Annotated in this window: 16 protein-coding genes; 12 read left to right on the top strand and 4 right to left on the bottom strand. The window is 37.7% G+C overall.

The annotated features are described in order from the left end of the window. Positions 1-93 precede the first annotated feature (93 nt). Together MKX14_RS05370 and MKX14_RS05365 are read right to left on the bottom strand one after the other, a co-directional pair. Positions 94-2,763, bottom strand: a complete 2,670-nt coding sequence (locus MKX14_RS05370) for a TonB-dependent receptor (RefSeq protein ID WP_240281962.1) — start codon at positions 2,761-2,763, stop codon at positions 94-96. Positions 2,764-3,283: 520 nt separating this feature from the next. Then, positions 3,284-3,397, bottom strand: a complete 114-nt coding sequence (locus MKX14_RS05365; RefSeq protein WP_108011651.1) for a hypothetical protein — start codon at positions 3,395-3,397, stop codon at positions 3,284-3,286. 139 nt (positions 3,398-3,536) lie between these two features. On the opposite strand from MKX14_RS05365, the gene hbpA reads away from it, so the two are divergent. The 7 genes from hbpA (at position 3,537) to MKX14_RS05330 (ending at position 13,814) form a co-directional block, all read left to right on the top strand. Further along, on the top strand, positions 3,537-5,327 hold the full coding sequence (gene hbpA / locus MKX14_RS05360) for an ABC transporter substrate-binding protein (RefSeq protein WP_240281961.1): 1,791 nt from the start codon (positions 3,537-3,539) through the stop codon (positions 5,325-5,327). Positions 5,328-5,342: 15 nt separating this feature from the next. After that, positions 5,343-7,166 carry an ABC transporter substrate-binding protein gene (gene oppA, locus MKX14_RS05355; protein ID WP_240281960.1) on the top strand — a complete coding sequence of 608 codons (1,824 nt, stop codon included), beginning with the start codon at positions 5,343-5,345 and terminating at the stop codon, positions 7,164-7,166. After that, on the top strand, positions 7,167-9,200 hold the full coding sequence (locus MKX14_RS05350; protein WP_240281959.1) for a M3 family metallopeptidase: 2,034 nt from the start codon (positions 7,167-7,169) through the stop codon (positions 9,198-9,200). 12 nt (positions 9,201-9,212) lie between these two features. After that, complete coding sequence (gsiC, locus tag MKX14_RS05345; protein WP_240281958.1) at positions 9,213-10,151, top strand: ABC transporter permease; 939 nt, start codon at positions 9,213-9,215, stop codon at positions 10,149-10,151. Between the two features lie 7 nt (positions 10,152-10,158). Then, positions 10,159-11,301 (top strand): ABC transporter permease, encoded by a 1,143-nt coding sequence (gene appC, locus MKX14_RS05340; protein WP_240281957.1) that lies wholly within the window; start codon positions 10,159-10,161, stop codon positions 11,299-11,301. A 12-nt stretch (positions 11,302-11,313) separates the two neighbouring features. Further along, positions 11,314-13,047 (top strand): ABC transporter ATP-binding protein, encoded by a 1,734-nt coding sequence (gene gsiA / locus MKX14_RS05335; RefSeq protein ID WP_046811478.1) that lies wholly within the window; start codon positions 11,314-11,316, stop codon positions 13,045-13,047. Between the two features lie 107 nt (positions 13,048-13,154). After that, positions 13,155-13,814, top strand: coding sequence for an SOS response-associated peptidase family protein (locus tag MKX14_RS05330; protein WP_046811568.1), 660 nt, complete (start codon positions 13,155-13,157; stop codon positions 13,812-13,814). A gap of 58 nt (positions 13,815-13,872) precedes the next feature. Here MKX14_RS05330 and MKX14_RS05325 read toward each other — a convergent pair whose 3' ends face one another. Continuing rightward, on the bottom strand, positions 13,873-14,241 hold the full coding sequence (locus tag MKX14_RS05325) for a hypothetical protein (RefSeq protein ID WP_046811477.1): 369 nt from the start codon (positions 14,239-14,241) through the stop codon (positions 13,873-13,875). Between the two features lie 295 nt (positions 14,242-14,536). Between MKX14_RS05325 and cysQ the strand changes: the two genes are divergently transcribed. Beyond that, positions 14,537-15,394, top strand: coding sequence for a 3'(2'),5'-bisphosphate nucleotidase CysQ family protein (cysQ, locus tag MKX14_RS05320; RefSeq protein WP_240281956.1), 858 nt, complete (start codon positions 14,537-14,539; stop codon positions 15,392-15,394). A gap of 57 nt (positions 15,395-15,451) precedes the next feature. Beyond that, a complete protein-coding gene (locus MKX14_RS05315; RefSeq protein ID WP_240281955.1) occupies positions 15,452-16,186 on the top strand; it encodes a histidine phosphatase family protein in 735 nt (244 codons plus the stop codon). A 57-nt stretch (positions 16,187-16,243) separates the two neighbouring features. Here the strand turns inward: MKX14_RS05315 and rpsT are convergent, their stop codons facing one another. Further along, positions 16,244-16,510 carry a 30S ribosomal protein S20 gene (rpsT, locus tag MKX14_RS05310; RefSeq protein ID WP_002117906.1) on the bottom strand — a complete coding sequence of 89 codons (267 nt, stop codon included), beginning with the start codon at positions 16,508-16,510 and terminating at the stop codon, positions 16,244-16,246. A 212-nt stretch (positions 16,511-16,722) separates the two neighbouring features. Here rpsT and yraR point away from each other — a divergent pair, with 212 nt between their 5' ends. The 3 genes from yraR to MKX14_RS05295 are packed head-to-tail and all read left to right on the top strand — an operon-like array spanning position 16,723 to position 18,711. After that, positions 16,723-17,388 (top strand): NAD(P)H-binding protein, encoded by a 666-nt coding sequence (gene yraR / locus MKX14_RS05305; protein WP_060465721.1) that lies wholly within the window; start codon positions 16,723-16,725, stop codon positions 17,386-17,388. Between the two features lie 12 nt (positions 17,389-17,400). Beyond that, positions 17,401-17,907 carry a ribonuclease E activity regulator RraA gene (gene rraA, locus MKX14_RS05300; RefSeq protein ID WP_060465720.1) on the top strand — a complete coding sequence of 169 codons (507 nt, stop codon included), beginning with the start codon at positions 17,401-17,403 and terminating at the stop codon, positions 17,905-17,907. A gap of 21 nt (positions 17,908-17,928) precedes the next feature. Then, the gene (locus tag MKX14_RS05295; RefSeq protein ID WP_240281954.1) at positions 17,929-18,711 is read left to right on the top strand and encodes a glutathione S-transferase N-terminal domain-containing protein; all 783 of its coding nucleotides are present in this window, start codon (positions 17,929-17,931) and stop codon (positions 18,709-18,711) included. Positions 18,712-18,850 lie beyond the last annotated feature (139 nt).

The raw sequence follows: 18,850 nt of genomic DNA, 5'->3' as shown, positions 1-18,850 counted from the left end.
GTAGACAAACAATTTTTAAAATGACTGTTTGGCTAAGAATGAGTATTTGTTCTGCAAACTAACTGTTGTAAGCTACATTTGCAGAACAACCATTTAGAACTTATAAGTACCTCGTACAAAGTAAGTACGTCCTAAAGGATCGGCATAACGTGGGTCATATCCCATTTGGAAGTTATCAATTACATTAGAAGCAGGAGGGTCTTCATCAAAGATATTCTTAATGCCCGCCGTAACTTCTAGATTTTTAAAACCTTTGTATGTGCCTGAAATATTATAGGTTGTATAGTCACTGACTCTATGGTTTTGGTCATTGGAGTTTTGATCTTGGTACCCGCGAGAGAAGTTTTGTTGTAGGTTTAAAGCCCAGTTTTCATAATTCCAATTTAGGTTTGCAGTATGTTTCCATCGCAGAATAATGGATTGATAGTCTAAGCCGCTATATGATCCAGCAACACCTATCCACTCACCATTTGGTTCGGCTTGATATTTGTAATCTGTTATATATGTACCATCAATATTGAAACCAAAGCGACCGGTAGCAGTCATTGGAGAAACCCAACTTAAACCGACGTCGAAACCTGAAGTTTTAATTCCACCTAAATTTTGTTGTGTTGTAATAATATAATCTAATGAACCATCAGGATTACGTACAAATTTGTCTGCATATTTCACAGGGTCATTAAAAATAGCAGTTTCCGAAAGTGTAGCAATTTGCTTGTCGACTTCAATATTGAAGTAATCGAGAGTAAACGCTAAATTTTTAATTGGTTCAAACACTAAGCCAGCTGTAAAAGACTTTGATTCTTCTGGATCTAGAGTTTTATTCCCGCCATTTTGTCTGTCGAATTGCATATTACAATCGCGTTCTTTTTTTCCTCCTGGTTGTACTTCGCCACCTGTGCAAAGTAATGGATCATCATATGATGCACCTGTATTAGTTATCGAATTTGGACCATTCACCTCCCAAAGTGTTGGGGCTCTGAAACCTGTACTATAAGTTGTACGGAACATTAACTGTTTAATAGGTTCCCAACGAAGTGCAAATTTTGGATTAAAAGTATCACCAAAATCATTGTAGTCATCATAACGAGCAGCGATTTGAGCTTCTAAAGTTTTATGAAGGGGGATATGAAATTCAGTAAATACCGATTTAATATTACGATCACCATTATTTTCTGGCTCATCTGGATCGCTACCTGCACTTGGAGCTACACGGGCAATATCAGCCATAACTTTTGAAGTCCAATCTTCATAGCGATAGCTTGCCCCAACTGCAAAAGCCACGTCTCCTGCTGGTAATTTAAATATAGGTCTACTTGCAGTGAAATCGACAGTAGTCGCATTTAGATTAGCTTTTAAATATTTACCTTCAACTCCTAACTCATTCCAAGCATTGGCATCCTCAGGGTTTTGTGGTCCGAATGGGTTTAAAATACCATTATTTAAAGCTTCTTGAGTTTTATCATAATTTAAGTAGCCACTTACGAGAGCATCCGATGCACTACTATGTGCATAGGTAACACCGGAGTTAATGTCCCAACCATGAGTTTCGCCCTCAATACCAGCAAATATTCTATGTGACTGGTTAATACTATTACTTACACGATTACCTGATTGTGAACGCAGATATAGAGGGATAGTTCCAGTAGCGCCTGCTAAAGCTGGAGTAATACCTTTACCCGGATAATATTTACTACTAGGGTCAAGCGTCAGATCAAAAAATACGTCAGGCGCAACTGAAGTAGTGACTTCGCTTCTTGCATATAAATATTCTGCAATCGCGTTAAAATTATCATTTAATTTAAAAGTAGCTCGGCCCATAGCTGAGATGTCTTCTGTTTTAGGAACAATTCCAATCACAGCTTGGCTGTTGTATCGACAAGTTCCATCATCGTTACTATTAAGAGGATTATTACCACAACCAGTGGATGCGTAAGGGTTACCTAAACCAGGGACATTGGCAGGGAATGAACCACTACTGGTTCTATTGACACCTAATTCGGGTAATATCCCTCCACGCCGACTAACTTTACGGTCTTTGGCCATGACATCATCACCTTTGCGATAGTCCACAACACCAAAAACGTTATAGCCATTTTCGTCTAAATCACCAAAACCGCCAAAAATGCTGTAGTCTTGCTGCTCGCCGCCTTTTTGTTCTGGTTTTTGATAGCCAGCAGTCAGATTAAGTCCTGTAAACTGCTTTTTGGTAATGAAGTTAATTACCCCGCCAATTGCATCAGTCCCATAAATGGAAGAGGCACCATCTCGTAAAACCTCAATACGGTCTAACATTGCGAGTGGAATAATATTTAAGTTGGTAACGCCACTGTCATATGCATTTGCAGCTAATCGACGGCCATTAAGTAAAACAAGTGTCTTATTGGCACCCAAGGCTCTAAGGTTTGCTGCCGAGCCAGCTGTTTTACTTGTACCTACGTTGCTGGCAGTAACAAAATTAGACTGGTTTGCGCTGATCTTTGCTAAAGCTTCTTCAGTTGTTGTTACCCCTTGTTTTAAGATTTCATCAACTTTTACGATGGTAATGGGGGAAGCACTTTGTGCTGCAACTCCTTTGATTGAAGAACCTGTAACGGCAACTTTTACGACTTTTGTTGGTTTTTCATCACTACTTGATTGTTCAGTTTCTGCTGCCTGTGTCAGGGTAAGACACATCATACTTAAACTAAGGGTGCTTAATTTAAGAATTGTTTTGCTGATCTTGGGGGTTGCCTGAGATCGAACATTGTATTTTTTTTTCATCGTGGATTTGATCCCTTTTTGTTGTCGTTAGCGATATTGCTGGAAAGTTTTTAAGCAAAGCAAGTGCCAACTATATATTTTTCTTTTTTTAGTTTATGCAAAATATTGATATATATTGATTTTATTATGGTTCAGCACGAAGGTTCATCTGTCATTAAACAAAAATAAATTTTCCGTTTGGAAAATTTTTTAACGCTGGCTAAAAGTTTCAAATTTTTTTGTATAAAAAACATACATTGCTGGACTCTTCACATGCTTAATAAATAAAAATGTATCGTTTTAGAACCTTTTTATATGTAATGTTATACTATTTATGATGCCGATTTTTGTTGTATTTTCTATTTTAAATCAATTATTTATTTTATAACTATTTGTTAATTTGATTTGTCTCAATATGAATCATAATGCGTCATTAATGTATTTTATTTGTGCATTTAAGGTATTAGATGATTAACATATACAAATATAATATTTGGCAAAAAGTTACTTTTATTTATATAGTTCAAACCATTTTAAGTACCTAATAAAAATATGAATTTCTAATATTATTAATTATTTTGTGATGAATATTAATAAATGGCATGAAATTCGCTTTATTTTCAGTAGTTATAAAAGATTGGGTTTCTGACTTTATTTTTCCATTTGTTCAAATAAAAAGGCTCATGGAAAAGTAAAGAATTAAGCCCAAATAGGCTTATCTGTTGAAAAAGAACTTTTCTTATGCAGATTTAGATGTTACTCAAAAGGATAATATCTTTTAAAAAACTAATTACGTGGGTATGAACTTGAAATTAAAATTTTTTAAGCTCGCCATTTTAAGTCTGGCTATTACATCAGTTCCTTGTGCTTACGCAATTACGCCAGCGCAACCAAACAAAATTTTGCATGTTGCCTATGAAGCTCCAGATGATGGCTTCGATATGGTTAAAACCACCAATTTCTATAGCGCTAATATTGCTGAGGCAATTTTTGAGCCTTTACTCAAATATGACTATCTAGCACGTCCATTACAGTTAGCTCCCTATACAGTAGAGAGCCTGCCCAAAGTGGAACAAGACGGTAAAGTTTATACTTTTAAAATTAAGCCAGGTATCTATTTTACTAGTGATCCTGCTTTCAAAGGTAAACGCCGTGAGCTAGTAGCCGAAGACTACGTCTATGCGGTTAAACGTATTTTAGACCCGAAAAATAGAGCACCGTCTGTTTCATTCATTGATGGTAAGTTACTAGGTGCCGATGCTGTTGTAGCCCAAGCAAAGAAAACTGGAAAATTTGATTATGCTGCTCCAATTGCAGGAGTTAAAGCGCTTGATCGATATACTCTACAATTTACCTTAACTCGCCAAGACTATAATTTTCCTTATATTCTTGCCTATATTACTTTTGGCGGAGTTGCTAAAGAGGTTGTTGATTATTACGGTGACCGTATTGGTATGCATCCCGTAGGTACAGGCCCTTACATGTTAAGTAAATATGTACCAAGAAGTAAGGTCGAGTTGATTGCTAATCCTGATTATCGTGGTTTTGTCTGGAACTTTAAGTCGACAGGAACACCTTGGGATAACCAGCTTGTTAAAGAAATGAGCGGTAAGAAAATGCCACAAATTGGAAAGGTGGTGGTCAGTATTATTGAAGAACAACAGTCAAGATGGTTAGCTTTTCAGTCGGGTCAATTAGATTTTGACAAACTTACAGCAGATGCTGTTCCTCAAGCTTTAGATGGAAATCAGCTTAAAGCTTCTTTTAAAAAAAGAGGAATTAAACACTTCCCATACAAGGAACCTGAAATTACGTATACGATGATGAACATGCGTGATCCGGTGATTGGTGGTTTTAGCCCAGAAAAGATCGCTCTTCGTAGAGCAATTACTTTGTCGTATAACCAAAAAGAAAGTATAAAACAGGCTTATAAAGGGCAAGCTGTTCGGGCTGAAATGTTTATACCTGAAGGTGTAAATGGCTATAACCCGAAATATAAAAGTAGCGTAGCGTACAACCCGTTGCTAGCAAATAAATTACTTGATTATTATGGTTATAAAAAAGGTGCTGATGGTTATAGAACCCAGCCAAATGGGAAACCTTTAATTTTAAAAATCAATACAGAAAATAGCTCCGCCTCAGTTATCCACTCAGAACTCTGGAAAAAGAATCTTGATGCGATTGGCATTCGAGCTGACTTTAAGGTAAGTAATTTTGCAGATAACTTAAAAGCCGCAACTCAATGTAAATATATGATTTGGAGTGGGGCATGGATTGCTGACTATCCTGAAGGAGATAATTTTGCACAATTATTATACGGACCAAATGCTGGACAGGGAAACCATGCTTGTTATCAGTCTAAAACATATGACGCTCTTTATACTCAGGCCATTCATTTACCACCGCAACAACGTCTACCATATTATGAAAAGCTCAATCGCCAGATTGAAGCTGATAACCCATGGATTGTTCATGTAACTCGAATTCGTAACTGGTTAGTACGGCCACAAGTTCAGGGTTTTAAGCCCCATCCTATGATGAATACAAACTGGCAATATCTTGATATTACTCCTATTAAAAAATAATTTTAGATAAAGATCATGATGACTGAAAATTTAAAACAAAAGCTCAAGCACTGTAGTATCAGCTTGCTATTCGCTAGTATGGCCTTAACGGGATCTACAAGTATTTTTGCGAAAAGCCCAGCCGATCCGAATAAAGTTTTACGTTATGTATTTCCAACAGCTGAGACAGGTTTCGACCCGGCTTATATCCATGATTTATATTCTGCGCATGTAACCACATCGATATTTGAAACTCTATATACCTATGATTATTTAGCAAGGCCGGCAAAGCTTATTCCGCAAATAGCAACCGCTATGCCAGAAGTCAGTGCTGATGGTTTGACCTATACCATTCACATTAAAAAGGGAATTTATTTTACACCGGACCCTGTTTTTAAAGGTAAACCACGAGAATTAACAGCCAATGATTATGCGTACTCTTTTAAGCGCTTATTGGACCCGAATTTACGTTCTCCAAATAGCTGGTTGCTAGAGAACAAAATTGAAGGTATGGATGCATTAATAAACGCAGCCAATAAAACTGGAAAATTTAACTATGACGAAAAGCTAATTGGTTTACAAACACCTGATAAATACACTTTGGTGATTCGTTTAGTTAAGCCAGATTATAACTTTCCTTTGTTACTGGCACATGACCCGACAGGTGCAGTGGCACGTGAAGTCATCGAAAAATATAAAGATAAAGCAGGTTATGTAATGGGCCACCCTGTAGGTACAGGTCCTTATGTGCTGAGCAAGTGGGTACCAGCATCGCGTATTGTTTTAAAAGCGAATCCTGATTATCGCGGCTTTACTTGGAACTTTAATGCCAGCAGTCCTGAAGATCAGGCAATAGTAAAACGGCTTAAAGGTAAAAAAATGCCTCAAATCGGCACAATTGATATTCAGGTGATGGAAGAAAACCAATCACGATGGCTAGCATTTCAGCGTGGTGAGGTTGATATATTTCAGCTTGAAGGTCAATTGGTCGCAAAAGCGATTAAAGACGGCAAACTAAGACCTGAACTTGCTAAAGATGGTGTGCAGTTATCTCGCATTGTTGACCCCGAAATTAGCTATATTTATTGGAATCTTAAAAATCCAGTTGTTGGGGGAATGAGTAAAGAAAAAATTGCTTTACGCCGTGCGATTGCGATGTCTCGTTCGATAGATCAAGAAATTAAACTAGTAAGAAATGATGATGCCGAGCGTCTGCATTTTCCGATTCCACCAGGTGTAGTGGGTAATGACACTCAATACAGAACCAGTACCCCATATTCGGTGAAAGCAGCAAATTTACTATTAGATAGATATCACTATAAAAAAGATGCCTCAGGTTGGCGTACTCAACCAGACGGTAAGCCTCTTGTTATTGAATATATGGCGCGCAATGACAGTATTGGGCAGCAAAGCGCTGAACTCTGGAAGAAAAATTTTGATAGTTTGAATATCCGTATGGTCTTTAAACCCATGCTCTTTGCAGATCTTATTCGTGCGCAAAAACAATGCGACGGTATGTTCGGGTCTTCTGCATGGATAGCCGATTATCCAGATGGTGATAATTTTATGCAGAATTTTTATGGACCTAATACACATATGACGAACTGGTCTTGTGGTTCTATTCCAGAGTTTGATCAGTTGTATCGCCAAACGCAACAAATGCAAGCAGGTCCTGAGAGAGATGCACTTTATCGAAAAATGACACGGTTGTTAGAAGTGTATATGCCTGTCCAAATCTCTTATGCACGCTACCGGAATATGCTGGCTCAACCAAAAATCATTGGATATAAGAAGCATCCAATTTTACATGCAGAGTGGATGTATTTCGATATTGATACAAATACTAAATCTAATCATTAAATGAAAAAAATTGGAGATACGATGAAAAATAACGCACTGAAAATGACAACCTTATGTGTGTTGACCATGGGTATAAGTCAATTTGCAACGGCAGAGACAACACGTCCTACTTTACCATTACTTAAAGCACAACAACTTCCAGCATGGTGTGATGCGAATTTAAAAAAGATTCAGAAAGAGATTTCAAATTTTGAAAAAACGCCTGTGAAAGATAATGCAGCAGCGGCGCCTATATTGGCAAAGTGGGATAAAATTTTTGCGCATTTTGAAGATTTCTCAGGTCCTATAAGTCTATATAGTAACGTAGACCCAGATGCAAAGTTACGTAAGGCAGCAGAAGACTGTGAAATCAAAATTAATCAGTTTCATACTGATATATTCCAAAATTCAAAATTATATAACGTTATTAAGAATACAAAAGCTACTGATCCGATAGACCAAAAATGCCGTCAAGATATCTTAGATCAGTTTGAAGACACAGGTGTTCAACTTGAGCCAGTCAAACGTGCACGAATGAAAGCCATTCTGGATGAGTTGACCAAACTCGAACAAGAATATGCCCGTAACGTCCGTGATAATCCAGAGAAACTTGAGTTTACTCCTGAAGAGATGAAAGGCTTACCTCAAAGTTATATTTCAGCATTAAAGAAAAATGCTAAAGGCAATTATTTATTAGGTTTTGAATATCCGGAATATCGTCCTTTTATGGAGTTGGCAGATAATGATGATGCCCGAAAAAGATATCAAATTGCTTTTACTCGACGAGGTACTGAGCAAAATTTAAAACTACTCAAACAGGCAATTGATTTACGTTATGAGCTTGCGCAGTTATTTGGAAAAGCAAGTTATGCAGATTGGGTTTTAAAAGACCGTATGGCTAAAACGCCTGAGGCTGTAAATCAATTTTTAGCAGAAGTCCAGAAAACAGTAGCGCCACTTGAACGTAAAGAAGTAGAAGAACTCCGTGAATTTAAAGCACAAACATTAAAAACACCATTAGAAAAAACCGAGATCACACGTTGGAGTGAAGCGTATTGGAGTGAAAAACTTCGTAAGAGTAAATATCAGATCGATCAGGAAAAACTTCGTGATTATTTCCCAACTTTAGCTGCTCAAAAATGGTTGTTTGCTATTTCATCTGACCTTTATGGTATTGATTTTAAACCTGCCAAAGTTAAAGCATGGCAGGATGAAGTTGAATATTACGATGTAGTTGACAAAAAAACAGGAAAGCTTCTTGGTGGCTTATATATGGATAAATTCCCTCGTGAAGGGAAGTATGGCCATGCTGCCGTTTGGGGAGTATATGGTGGTAGTACATTAACAAACCGCTTACCAGTTTCAGCACTAGTCACGAACTTTAATCGTAAAGGGCTAAATAGCGATGAGCTTGAAACTTTTGTTCATGAGTTTGGTCATGCTCTACACGGTATTTTGTCAAATACACGTTATGCCAGTCAGTCTGGAACCTCTGTAGAGCGTGATTTCGTAGAGGCACCATCTCAAATGTATGAGGAGTGGGCACGCCGTAAAGAAACCTTATCTAAAGTGGCCGATTATTGCGATCCAGCCTGCCCACGTGTTGACGATGAGTTAATTGCCCGTTTAAAAGCTGTACATAACTATGGTCGTGGCTTGCGTTATGCGCGTCAAACTCTTTATGCACAGTACGATATGTCATTGCATACTGCTGATGCATTAAAAGTAAAACCTTTAGAAAATTGGCAAAAAATGGAAGCTGCTACAGCTTTAGGTTATGTACCAACAACCGAATTTCCGGGGCAGTTTGGGCATTTGATGGGAGGATATCAAGCTGGTTATTACGGCTATATGTGGTCTGAGGTTTTAGCTTTAGACATGCTTTCTGCTTATGGGGACAATCTTAATAATCCGCAAGTTGGACAGCGTTACCGTCAAACCATTTTGTCACAAGGTAGCCAAAAACCAGCGGCTGAATTAGTTAAAGATTTCCTTGGCCGTGATCCTGACAATAAAGCATTCTTTAACGAAATTACCGGACAACGGGTTAAATAAGGAATTATCACTATGCTGGCATATGTTATTCGGCGTTTATGGCAGATAATTCCAACCATGTTGGGGGTAGTCTTACTTATTTTTATTCTTTTTAACTGGGTAGGTGGCGATCCTGCTTATATTTTAGCGGGCAAGATGTCTAATCCTGAGCAGATTGAAAACATTCGTAAGCAGCTAGGTGTAGATCAACCTTATTACGTTCAGCTCTGGATTTTCATTAAACAGATACTGACTTTTGACTATGGTGCAAGTTGGAGTACTGGCGAACCCGTTTCTCAAATTATTTTAACCCGATTAGGACCCTCGCTTACGCTTTTAATCCCACTGACTATTTTACAGACGGTTATTTCAATTATTTTGGCATTAGCTGTTGCTGCGGTACGGGGCTCTCTAACCGACCGTATGGTCATGATGCTATGTACTATTGGCATGTCGATCAGTATCTTAGTTTACATTATCGTTTTTCAATATGTTCTGGCGTATCAGCTAAGTTGGTTTCCTGTGCAAGGCTGGAGCGACACCTTTACTGATAATTTATTTAAGTTTGCCTTACTACCAATTCTAATCATGTTGGTGGTGAGTATTGCACCGACTTTACGTTTATATCGTAGCTTTGTGCTTGATGAAATCAATCAGGACTATGTTCGAACAGCACGTGCTAAAGGTGTAGGTGAAAGCCGAATTTTAGGTGTACATGTACTGCGGAACGCTTCAATTCCTATTATTACCGATGTGATGTCAACTTTACCTGCATTGCTCATAGGCGCATTTTTAATTGAACGTTTTTTTGGTATTCCCGGGATTGGTCGAGAGGTGATTATTGCAGTTGAGCGGAGTGATTTTCCTGTTATTAAAGCAATTACAGTTTACATCGCAGCTGCAACCATGATTTTTAACCTGATTGCCGATTTGGTCTACAAAGTGGTTGATCCACGTGTACAGTTGAAGTAGGTGGGCTATGCTGAGCGTTTTATCAAAAAGAAAACAACAAACAAAAGCCGAAGCTCATTCATCTGGCCTGTGGAAACTTGCCATGCGTCGTCTTCGGGCCGACAAGATCGCAATGTCATCGCTAGTGATTGTATTGCTTTATTTTATTATCTTGGTTCTATCAATGACGGGCGTGATTGCATCTGACTGGAATAAAGAGGTAGCCGTAAGTTATGCACCGCCTACATTTATAGGGGCAGATAAGACAACAGATGCAGGGCAAAAGGCGGCAGCGATTGAAGAAGAGTTACCAGAAAATCCAGTCGATCCTTTAAAAGATGTAATTGATAAGCTTAAGGCTGAAATTAAACAAGAAAAGAGCTCTGGAAGGGCAATTGATTATTATGGTGTAGTTGACCCATTAGCCGATGATATGAAAGCGATCGATCAGCAACTTGGAGGACATTTACTTGATCAACAAGCAAAACTGAAAAGTACCCTTGTGTTTGGAGCTGATAAATGGGGACAGGACGTTTTAACGAAAACTATTAAAGGTGCTGAAACTTCAATTATTGTTGGGGTGATATCGGCTTTACTCGCAGTAGGGATTGGTACACTTTTAGGCGCAATTTCTGGATATTTCGGTGGTTGGGTTGATGATATTCTCAACTGGTTTTATAACATTTTTACCTCAATTCCATATTTATTATTAGTTCTCGCGATTGCTGCCGTACTTCAACAAAAAGGCATTCTATCTATTGTTCTGATTTTGGGTTTAACGGGCTGGACAGGTGTTTATCGATTAATACGTGCGGAATATATGAAACACACTGCACGTGAGTACGTTCTTGCTGCCAAAGCAATTGGTGTTGGTCACTTCCGCCGTATGTTCATTCATATTTTTCCAAATGTCAGCCATATTGCTTTAGTCCAGATGTCAATTTTGGTGGTTTCTTTTATTAAATCTGAAGTTATTTTGAGTTTCTTGGGCTTTGGTGTACCAGTGGGCGTAGTGTCTTGGGGAAGCATGTTAAATGAAGCACAAAGTGAACTTCTTTTAGGTAAGTGGTGGCAGCTTGTCGCAGCCTCTGTCGCAATGGCTGTTTTGGTAACGGCATTTTCAATGTTTACTGATGCACTTCGTGATGCATTAGATCCAAAATTAAAATAAGAGGAAGGTCAAATGTTAGGACAAGAAAATAAGAATGCGCCGTTACTGCATGTTAAAAATTTACGAGTAAGTTTTAAAGGTGAAGATAAGCAATATATTGAAACCGTAAAAGGAATTAGCTTTGGCATTCCAGAAAACACCACGGTTGCTTTAGTTGGTGAGTCGGGTAGTGGTAAATCGGTTACTTCTTTGGCAACTATGGGATTGCTGCCTGTAGGTCAGAGTAAAATTGATGAGCAAAGTAAAATTATATTTGAAGGCAAAGATTTACTAAGCTTATCTCGTAAAGAGATGCGTAAAATTTGTGGCAAAGATATTGCGATGATTTTTCAGGAGCCGATGTCATCATTAAATCCTGTTTTTACGGTTGGCAATCAAATTGCAGAAGTGTTGTGTTTACACATGGGGTTGAGCCGTAAACAGGCTCGACAACGTGTTTTAGAGTTGCTTAAAGAAGTAGGTATTCCTTCACCTGAAACTAAAATTGATGCCTATCCAAATCAACTTTCGGGTGGTCAACAGCAACGTGTCATGATTGCTATGGCGATTGCATGTGAGCCTAAACTGCTCATTGCTGATGAGCCTACCACTGCACTTGATGTTACGATTCAAAAGCAAATTATTGATTTGCTCGAGTCATTGCGTAAGCGCCGTCAAATGTCGATGCTTTTTATTACCCACGATTTAGCATTGGTTGGTGAAATTGCAGATAAAGTCATTGTAATGCGTCATGGCGAGATTAGAGAGCAAGGTGCTGCTGATCAGGTCCTTGAACAGCCTAAAGATGTATATACGAGAGCTTTGTTATATTGCCGCCCGCAAATGTCACAACGACCTTATCGTTTACCAGTGACCAGCGATTTTATGCGTCAAGAAGACGATGTATTGGTCGAACAAAGTTTTGATGCTTCAGAAATTCCCGAGCGCAAACGTGGCTTAATTGGTGATGAGAAAATCATCTTGGAAGTAAAAGACCTGAAAAAAAGCTTTTATAGCCGTAAGGGTCTATTTGGCAAAGAAGAGTTTCAGGCCGTTAAAGGCGTTTCTTTTAAACTTGCTAAAGGAAAAACCTTAGGTTTAGTCGGTGAATCAGGTTCAGGTAAAACGACTGTTGGGCTATTACTCATGCGTTTACATCAGGCATCTGGTGGGCAGGCTTTCATCGAAGGTAAAGATATTCTTTCATTAACTGAAAAAGAGTTTGCTAAATATCAACGGAAAATCCAGATCATCTTTCAAAATCCCTATGCGTCTCTTAATCCACGCTTTACAATTGGGCAGATTTTATTAGAGCCTATGCAAATTCATAAAATCGGTAAAGATGATGCAGAGCGTAAACAAATTGCACTTGGTTTACTTGAGCGAGTGAATTTGCCTGAACAAGCTTACTACCGATATCCGCATGAGTTTTCGGGTGGTCAACGCCAACGTATTGCGATTGCGCGCTGCTTAACGCTAAAGCCTGAAATTCTAATTTGTGATGAGTCTGTTTCTGCACTTGATGTATCTGTACAGGCACAAGTACTTAACTTATTACAAGATTTACAAGATGAGTTTGGGTTGAGTTATATCTTTATTTCACATGACTTATCGGTTGTGAAATATATCTCTGATCAGGTCATGGTCATGAATCATGGCGAGGTTGTGGAAATAGCCAATTCAGATGAACTCTATGCACATCCTCAACATGATTATACTAAACGACTATTAAAGGCGATTCCTCAAGGGATTCAACACGTTTCATGAGCGTAAAGTTATGTCGTTAAGGGCACTTTCGAGTGCCTTTTTATTTGGTTTATGTAGTAAATGCTTATAAAATAAGAGAAGTAAATGTAGAGTATTTTATTCTTGCTATGTGCGCCAATTTTAAACCTTTAACTCTTGCACAACTACAGCAACTTCAGTTGCCTGTGGTCGGCTTTAGCTATGCCGAAGAGGTTTATCCTGCAGGAACAATGCCACTATTATTCAAATCATCACAAGGGTTTGAATGGCGCGAAGTGATGTTTGGATTGGTTCCTAAATGGGCTGAAGATACAAATATAGCAAAACATACCTACAATGCCCGTCATGAGACTATTTTCCAAAAACCGAGTTTTCAAGAAGCCGCACTTAAATGTAAATTCGGTGTGATTCCAGTGACCGAATTTTATGAAAGTAAGTATATAAATGATAAACCTGAGCGGTGGGGTGTTCGCCGTAAAGATGGACAGGCTTTTTTCATCGCAGCAATCTATGAAATTTGCAAAATTAATGAGACGGTTATTCGTTCTGCAAGCATGTTAACCATGGATGCCATCGACCATCCCATGATGAAAGACTTTCACGAACCAGGCGATGTCAAAAGATCAGTTATTGTAATTCCACATGAACGACTAGATGAATGGTTAAGTTTAGAATCACCTGATATTTCCAGCTTTATCGAAGGTTTTCCAGTTGAAGAGTTTGAATGCTCTCATGTACCAAAAGAAAAAGTTATAAAACCGACACCACAGTTAAACATGTTTGACTAATCTATCTAAAATAAGATCAGGTTATTGATATCAACTCTGAATCAACAACCTATACTGTTTATTCAATATTCTTACTTAATGTTTGTACTTCAGAATCCTGAGCTAGATAACTTAATTCAATGGGTGAAATAACAAAAGTTGTATTATCTGAGGTCTGTTTAAATACAAAACCATATTCAAAAGACTGGCTACTTTTGTTTGGTAACCAGAATAGATAAGGACAGCCTGTATAACTACCATCCCAACCCATTTCTCTAGCGAGAGCTAAAGCTGTATCAGATTTCGCTATGATTTCTTTGAGAGATTCTTTATCTCGTGTTGAAACATCACCATCATCATCTGCAAATGTTTGTAGAAACTCATTTAAGGGCTTAAGGTCTTCCCAGTTATGTTCTATTGTCGAGAAATGATATCCATATAGCATCATGTGCACTTTCTTCCATCTTGTTATTGTGTCCTTGAACATACCAAGAAATATATGAAAAGGAAATGGATAAATTTGATTTAAGTTGTTTATTTTTCATAACTTATAGATTGTTTTTTGTACGGAATAAAGACTTTTATAAATATTAAAATTATTCATATTACCTAAATAGTATAGGCTGAAAGCAATGATTCTAATGATTAAGATAAATGACTATTTTAGTAAATCAAACTGTTGGCGAATATAGAATTGTTCATAATTCACCTATAATAGAAATGAAACTATGTAGAGCATATTTATGTTTATAACAACTACGCGCCCACAAGATAATTTAATTAATCAACTTCTGCCGATTTTGGAACAGGCGAGTCAGATTTTACTAGAAGAATATCAAAACTATTCAGCGGGTTATGAGTTTACTATTCATGAAAAGCAAGATGATTCACCTGTAACCCAAGCAGATCTAAAGGTAAATAGATTTTTATTAAAGCATCTTGCAGAGATTACTCCAGAGTTGCCTGTATTGTCTGAAGAAAGTGATTATAGTGCCCGTCATGACTGGTCTACTTGTTGGATGTTAGATCCACTTGATGGAACCAAAGAATTTATACATGAACGTGATGAATTTACGATCAATCTAAGCTTGATCAATGGCAAAGAAACAGTTTTCTCAGTTATTGCCGTGCCATGTGAACAAGTTGTGTACTTAGGATATCTGCAAGCTTTACCTTTTAAATATAGCTTTAGCCAACAACAATGGTATCAATATCAGGTTAGTTCAACTTCGCTAGATGCACCTATACAAATAGGACTTAGTCACGGTAGTAAAAATCCAAAATACCAAAAATTTATTCAACCTATTGAAAAAGAACATCGCATTATTCGACGAGAAGCAGGAAGTGCCTATAAGTTTTGCATGATGTTAGAAGGTGAAATAGATATTTACCCACGCTTTCATCCTACTTCTGAATGGGATACCAGTTCTGGTCAAGGTCTCTTAGAAAGTATAGGCGGTGGTTTACTTACTTTGGATGGAAAACCTTTTGAATATAACCAAAGAAACACAGTTTTAAATAAGGGCTTTATCGCTTTTCGTGATCAGGAAAGCAAAAAAATAGCATTTGAAGCATTAGCCCAATCAGGTGTTATCGATTGAGAGTTATGCCAGACATGTTATAGTGGCAAAGTATTGAAAAAAGATGACAAGATAAAGATGGCACTCGATTTATTGCCTAAAAGTATGTTTGAAGCAATTGATTTATTGCCCGATGCTTCAACTCCTGTAACCTTATTTACGCGCCATTCTTTAAGAGAACTTGTAGATGGGCAGGGCTTGGCTGGTTATGATCTCCAACTTACTCCTCAAGGACGTGAGCTTGCGCAGGCATGGGGTAATTACTTAATCAAAAATACAGATCGTGTTATTCAGCATTGTATTTCAAGTCCAATACAACGCTGTGTCGATACGGCGGCACTCATGATTGAAGGGGCTGACGATGTAATTCCTCAATCAAATACTCATACGATTGAAATTATTGAGCAAGGGCTACTTGTTGAACCAGGTAGCTTTGTGTTGGATATACAACAAGCTGCTCCTTATTTTAAAAAGCAGGGTGCTTTAGGTTTTATTAATAGTTTTGTAAATAATGCATTACCTGGTATGAAACATCCCATTACAGGTGTTTTAGATGTACTAGAGCTTATTTACCGGACTCATCCAAAAACAAAAGGCGGTCTTAGTTTAGCTGTGAGTCATGACACGATTATTGCAGCAATTGTTGCTGTAATTTCTGGCGAGAATAAAATTAAGAAAGAAGACTGGCCGGAAATGATGGAAGGATTATTTGTCTGGTTTGAAGGTGAAGAGTTTCCAAATTGTAAATTAAAGTGGATTTGGAGAGGAAAGGCCTATGAGCTGAATGTAGCTAAATTTCATAAAGTGCTATAAGCTCAAAAACGATAGATAATAAAAAAAGCCCTATTGGGCTTTTTTTACATGTTCAAATTAGTTAGCTAACGCTTTAACTTGAGCATTTAAACGGCTCTTATGACGAGCAGCTTTATTTTTGTGGATGATGCCTTTATCAGCCATGCGGTCGATTACAGGAACAGCTTTTTTGTAAGCTTCTGTAGCAACAGCATAATCACCACCAGCGATTGCACTTAAAGTACGTTTGATGTAGGTACGAACCATAGAACGCAAGCTTGCGTTGTGTTTACGCGCTGTAACGTTTTGACGCGCACGTTTTTTAGCTTGAGCAGAGTTTGCCACTCTTGCACTCCTTGAAAATAAGTTGGTCTGGGCGGGCTGTGGTCAATTCAGTAAACTGGTGTAACCATCACCAGCCCGTAAACAAGTGCCATATTGTGATGAATCAACACCGTGAAGTCAAGCCTTGCGAGCATTTTAAGCGGTTTTAGGGGCTGCTAAAACGGTAAGAAAAGGTTAAATTTGATACAAACTTAAAGAGGGTTGAATAAAAAATGACTATAAGTACTAAAAAAGCAATTGTGATAGGTGCTACGGGACTTGTGGGTTTAGCGCTTGTCGAACAGCTTGAGCAAACACCAGAATTTGAAGCGATTACTGTTGTGGTGAGAAAAGAATCACAACTACTTAATACATATAAAAAAGTTACTCAACTCATTATAGAGGATTTTTTATTACTCAATGATGAAGATGTGAATGGCCATACCCATGCATTTAGCTGTCTTGGAACAACATTAAAATTGGCAGGCTCAAAACAGGCTTTTTACGCTGTGGATTATGAAATCAATGCTCATTTAGCAGATTTAGTACAAGATAAACATATTCATCTATTGCTAGTGAGTGCCCTTGGAGCAAATGCAAACTCTCCAATTTTCTATAATAAAGTGAAAGGACAATTAGAAGATTATATTGAGAGTTTAGAACTCGAAAAACTATCAATTTTTAGACCGTCTTTACTGATTGGTAAACGCAGCGATGTACGGTTTATTGAAGACTTAGGACAAAGTCTATTTAAACTTATCGAGAATAAATTTCAAAAGCCATTCAAATATAAGCCAGTAACTGCGGAGCAATTGGCTCATACGATGGTCGTAGCGGCGCTAACGCAAATTGAAGCCTTTAAACGATATGATAATCTGAGCATACAACAAACTCGATAAGGGAGTATTAAAGTGTCGACAGTACCGTTTGTAACATGTGATTTATTAGATGATAACCCTGAAAAAGACTTACAGGTTGTAATCCCATCAATGGATGGCAAGTTCTTTCAAAGTTATGGAGCACGTAAAACTTTTGGGGGGCAGGTTGTAACAGTAAAGTGCTTTGAAGATAACTCACGTGTAAAAGAGTTATTGGCAACAGATGGTACAGGTAAAGTATTAGTTGTGGATGGTGGTGCATCTATGCGCTGTGCACTCATGGGGGACTTAATTGCTGAGTCAGCAGTTAAAAACAACTGGAATGGTGTAGTGATTTACGGTTGTGTACGAGACGTTGATGCAATTGCGACCTTAGATTTGGGAGTACATGCATTGGCTGCAATTCCGCAAAAAAGTAATCGTAAGGGCATTGGTGAGGTAGATATTAATTTGTATTTTGGTGGAGTCACAATTCAATCTGGTGATTTTATCTATGCTGATAATAATGGGATTGTGATAGCAAAAGAAAAATTAGTCTAATTCTCTAATATAAAGGAAGGCATGATGGTGATTCATCAAATTAAAGTACTTCAAGCAGTTATATCTGCAATTGCTGAAGGTGGGAGAGGTGTTTCAGGAACAGCATTTCCACAACAACCTGTAAAAGCTTTGAAATTATATGAATTTGAAGGTTCACCATTTTGTCGTCGCGTTCGTGAAGTGATTACACTTTTGAATCTGGACGTTGAAATTTATCCATGTCCTAAAGGTGGAACAAAGTATCGTTCAGTTGTAAAAGAAAAAGGTGGTAAATTACAGTTTCCATTTTTAATTGATGAAAATACTGGCGATCAGCTATATGAATCACAGGATATTATTCATCATTTATTTAAACATTATGGTAAGACCGGGAAAACACCGCAGAAATTTTCGAGTTACCCAAACATGCCTTATGTTGCAGTTGCAGGAACTATATTAAATGGAGCTCGTGGAATATGGATAAATAAAAAAATTGTTAATAGAGCTGCGCCTGAACAAAAACTTGAGTTATGGAGTTTTGAAGCAAGTCCGTATTCACGAATTGTAAGAAGTCTACTCTCTGAACTTGAGCTTCCATATGTTTTGCATAATGTGGCAAAAGAGAGATGGCAAGATATGGGACCTGCTATTCTTCGCTTAAAACCGGGTAAATACATACCTTTAGAAGGTGGAAAAAGGGAAAAGCTATTGCCGATTATGCAGGATAAAATGCAGGTGCCTTATTTGGTAGATCCAAATACGGGAGTGAAGATGTTTGAGTCTGCTCAAATCGTAAAGTATTTAAAAAAGCAATATGGGCGTTAATTAAGGCTAATTTGAGTAAGAGTTTAAGGCGTTTTAATTAAACTCTTATTAACATCAGATTTCTTAACAGGTTGTATGAAAAAAATATGAGTATGCTAAATTAATAAACTTAAATACCTAAAAAGGCATATTTTATGGA

The organism is Acinetobacter pittii (assembly GCF_022449185.1).
In the GTDB taxonomy this organism is placed as follows: Bacteria; Pseudomonadota; Gammaproteobacteria; order Pseudomonadales; family Moraxellaceae; genus Acinetobacter; species Acinetobacter pittii_I.
The sequence above is the reverse complement of the archived record's forward strand: the minus strand, read 5'-3'. Positions and strand labels throughout refer to the sequence as shown.

Bases quoted from the DNA above. Each gene is read 5' to 3' on its own strand.
- MKX14_RS05370 (WP_240281962.1), bottom strand. From the start codon at position 2,763: ATGAAAAAAAAATACAATGTTCGATCTCAGGCAACCCCCAAGATCAGC.
- oppA (WP_240281960.1), top strand. From the start codon at position 5,343: ATGATGACTGAAAATTTAAAACAAAAGCTCAAGCACTGTAGTATCAGC.
- MKX14_RS05350 (WP_240281959.1), top strand. From the start codon at position 7,167: ATGAAAAAAATTGGAGATACGATGAAAAATAACGCACTGAAAATGACA.
- gsiC (WP_240281958.1), top strand. From the start codon at position 9,213: ATGCTGGCATATGTTATTCGGCGTTTATGGCAGATAATTCCAACCATG.
- appC (WP_240281957.1), top strand. From the start codon at position 10,159: ATGCTGAGCGTTTTATCAAAAAGAAAACAACAAACAAAAGCCGAAGCT.
- gsiA (WP_046811478.1), top strand. From the start codon at position 11,314: ATGTTAGGACAAGAAAATAAGAATGCGCCGTTACTGCATGTTAAAAAT.
- MKX14_RS05330 (WP_046811568.1), top strand. From the start codon at position 13,155: ATGTGCGCCAATTTTAAACCTTTAACTCTTGCACAACTACAGCAACTT.
- MKX14_RS05325 (WP_046811477.1), bottom strand. From the start codon at position 14,241: ATGATGCTATATGGATATCATTTCTCGACAATAGAACATAACTGGGAA.
- cysQ (WP_240281956.1), top strand. From the start codon at position 14,537: ATGTTTATAACAACTACGCGCCCACAAGATAATTTAATTAATCAACTT.
- MKX14_RS05315 (WP_240281955.1), top strand. From the start codon at position 15,452: ATGGCACTCGATTTATTGCCTAAAAGTATGTTTGAAGCAATTGATTTA.
- yraR (WP_060465721.1), top strand. From the start codon at position 16,723: ATGACTATAAGTACTAAAAAAGCAATTGTGATAGGTGCTACGGGACTT.
- MKX14_RS05295 (WP_240281954.1), top strand. From the start codon at position 17,929: ATGATGGTGATTCATCAAATTAAAGTACTTCAAGCAGTTATATCTGCA.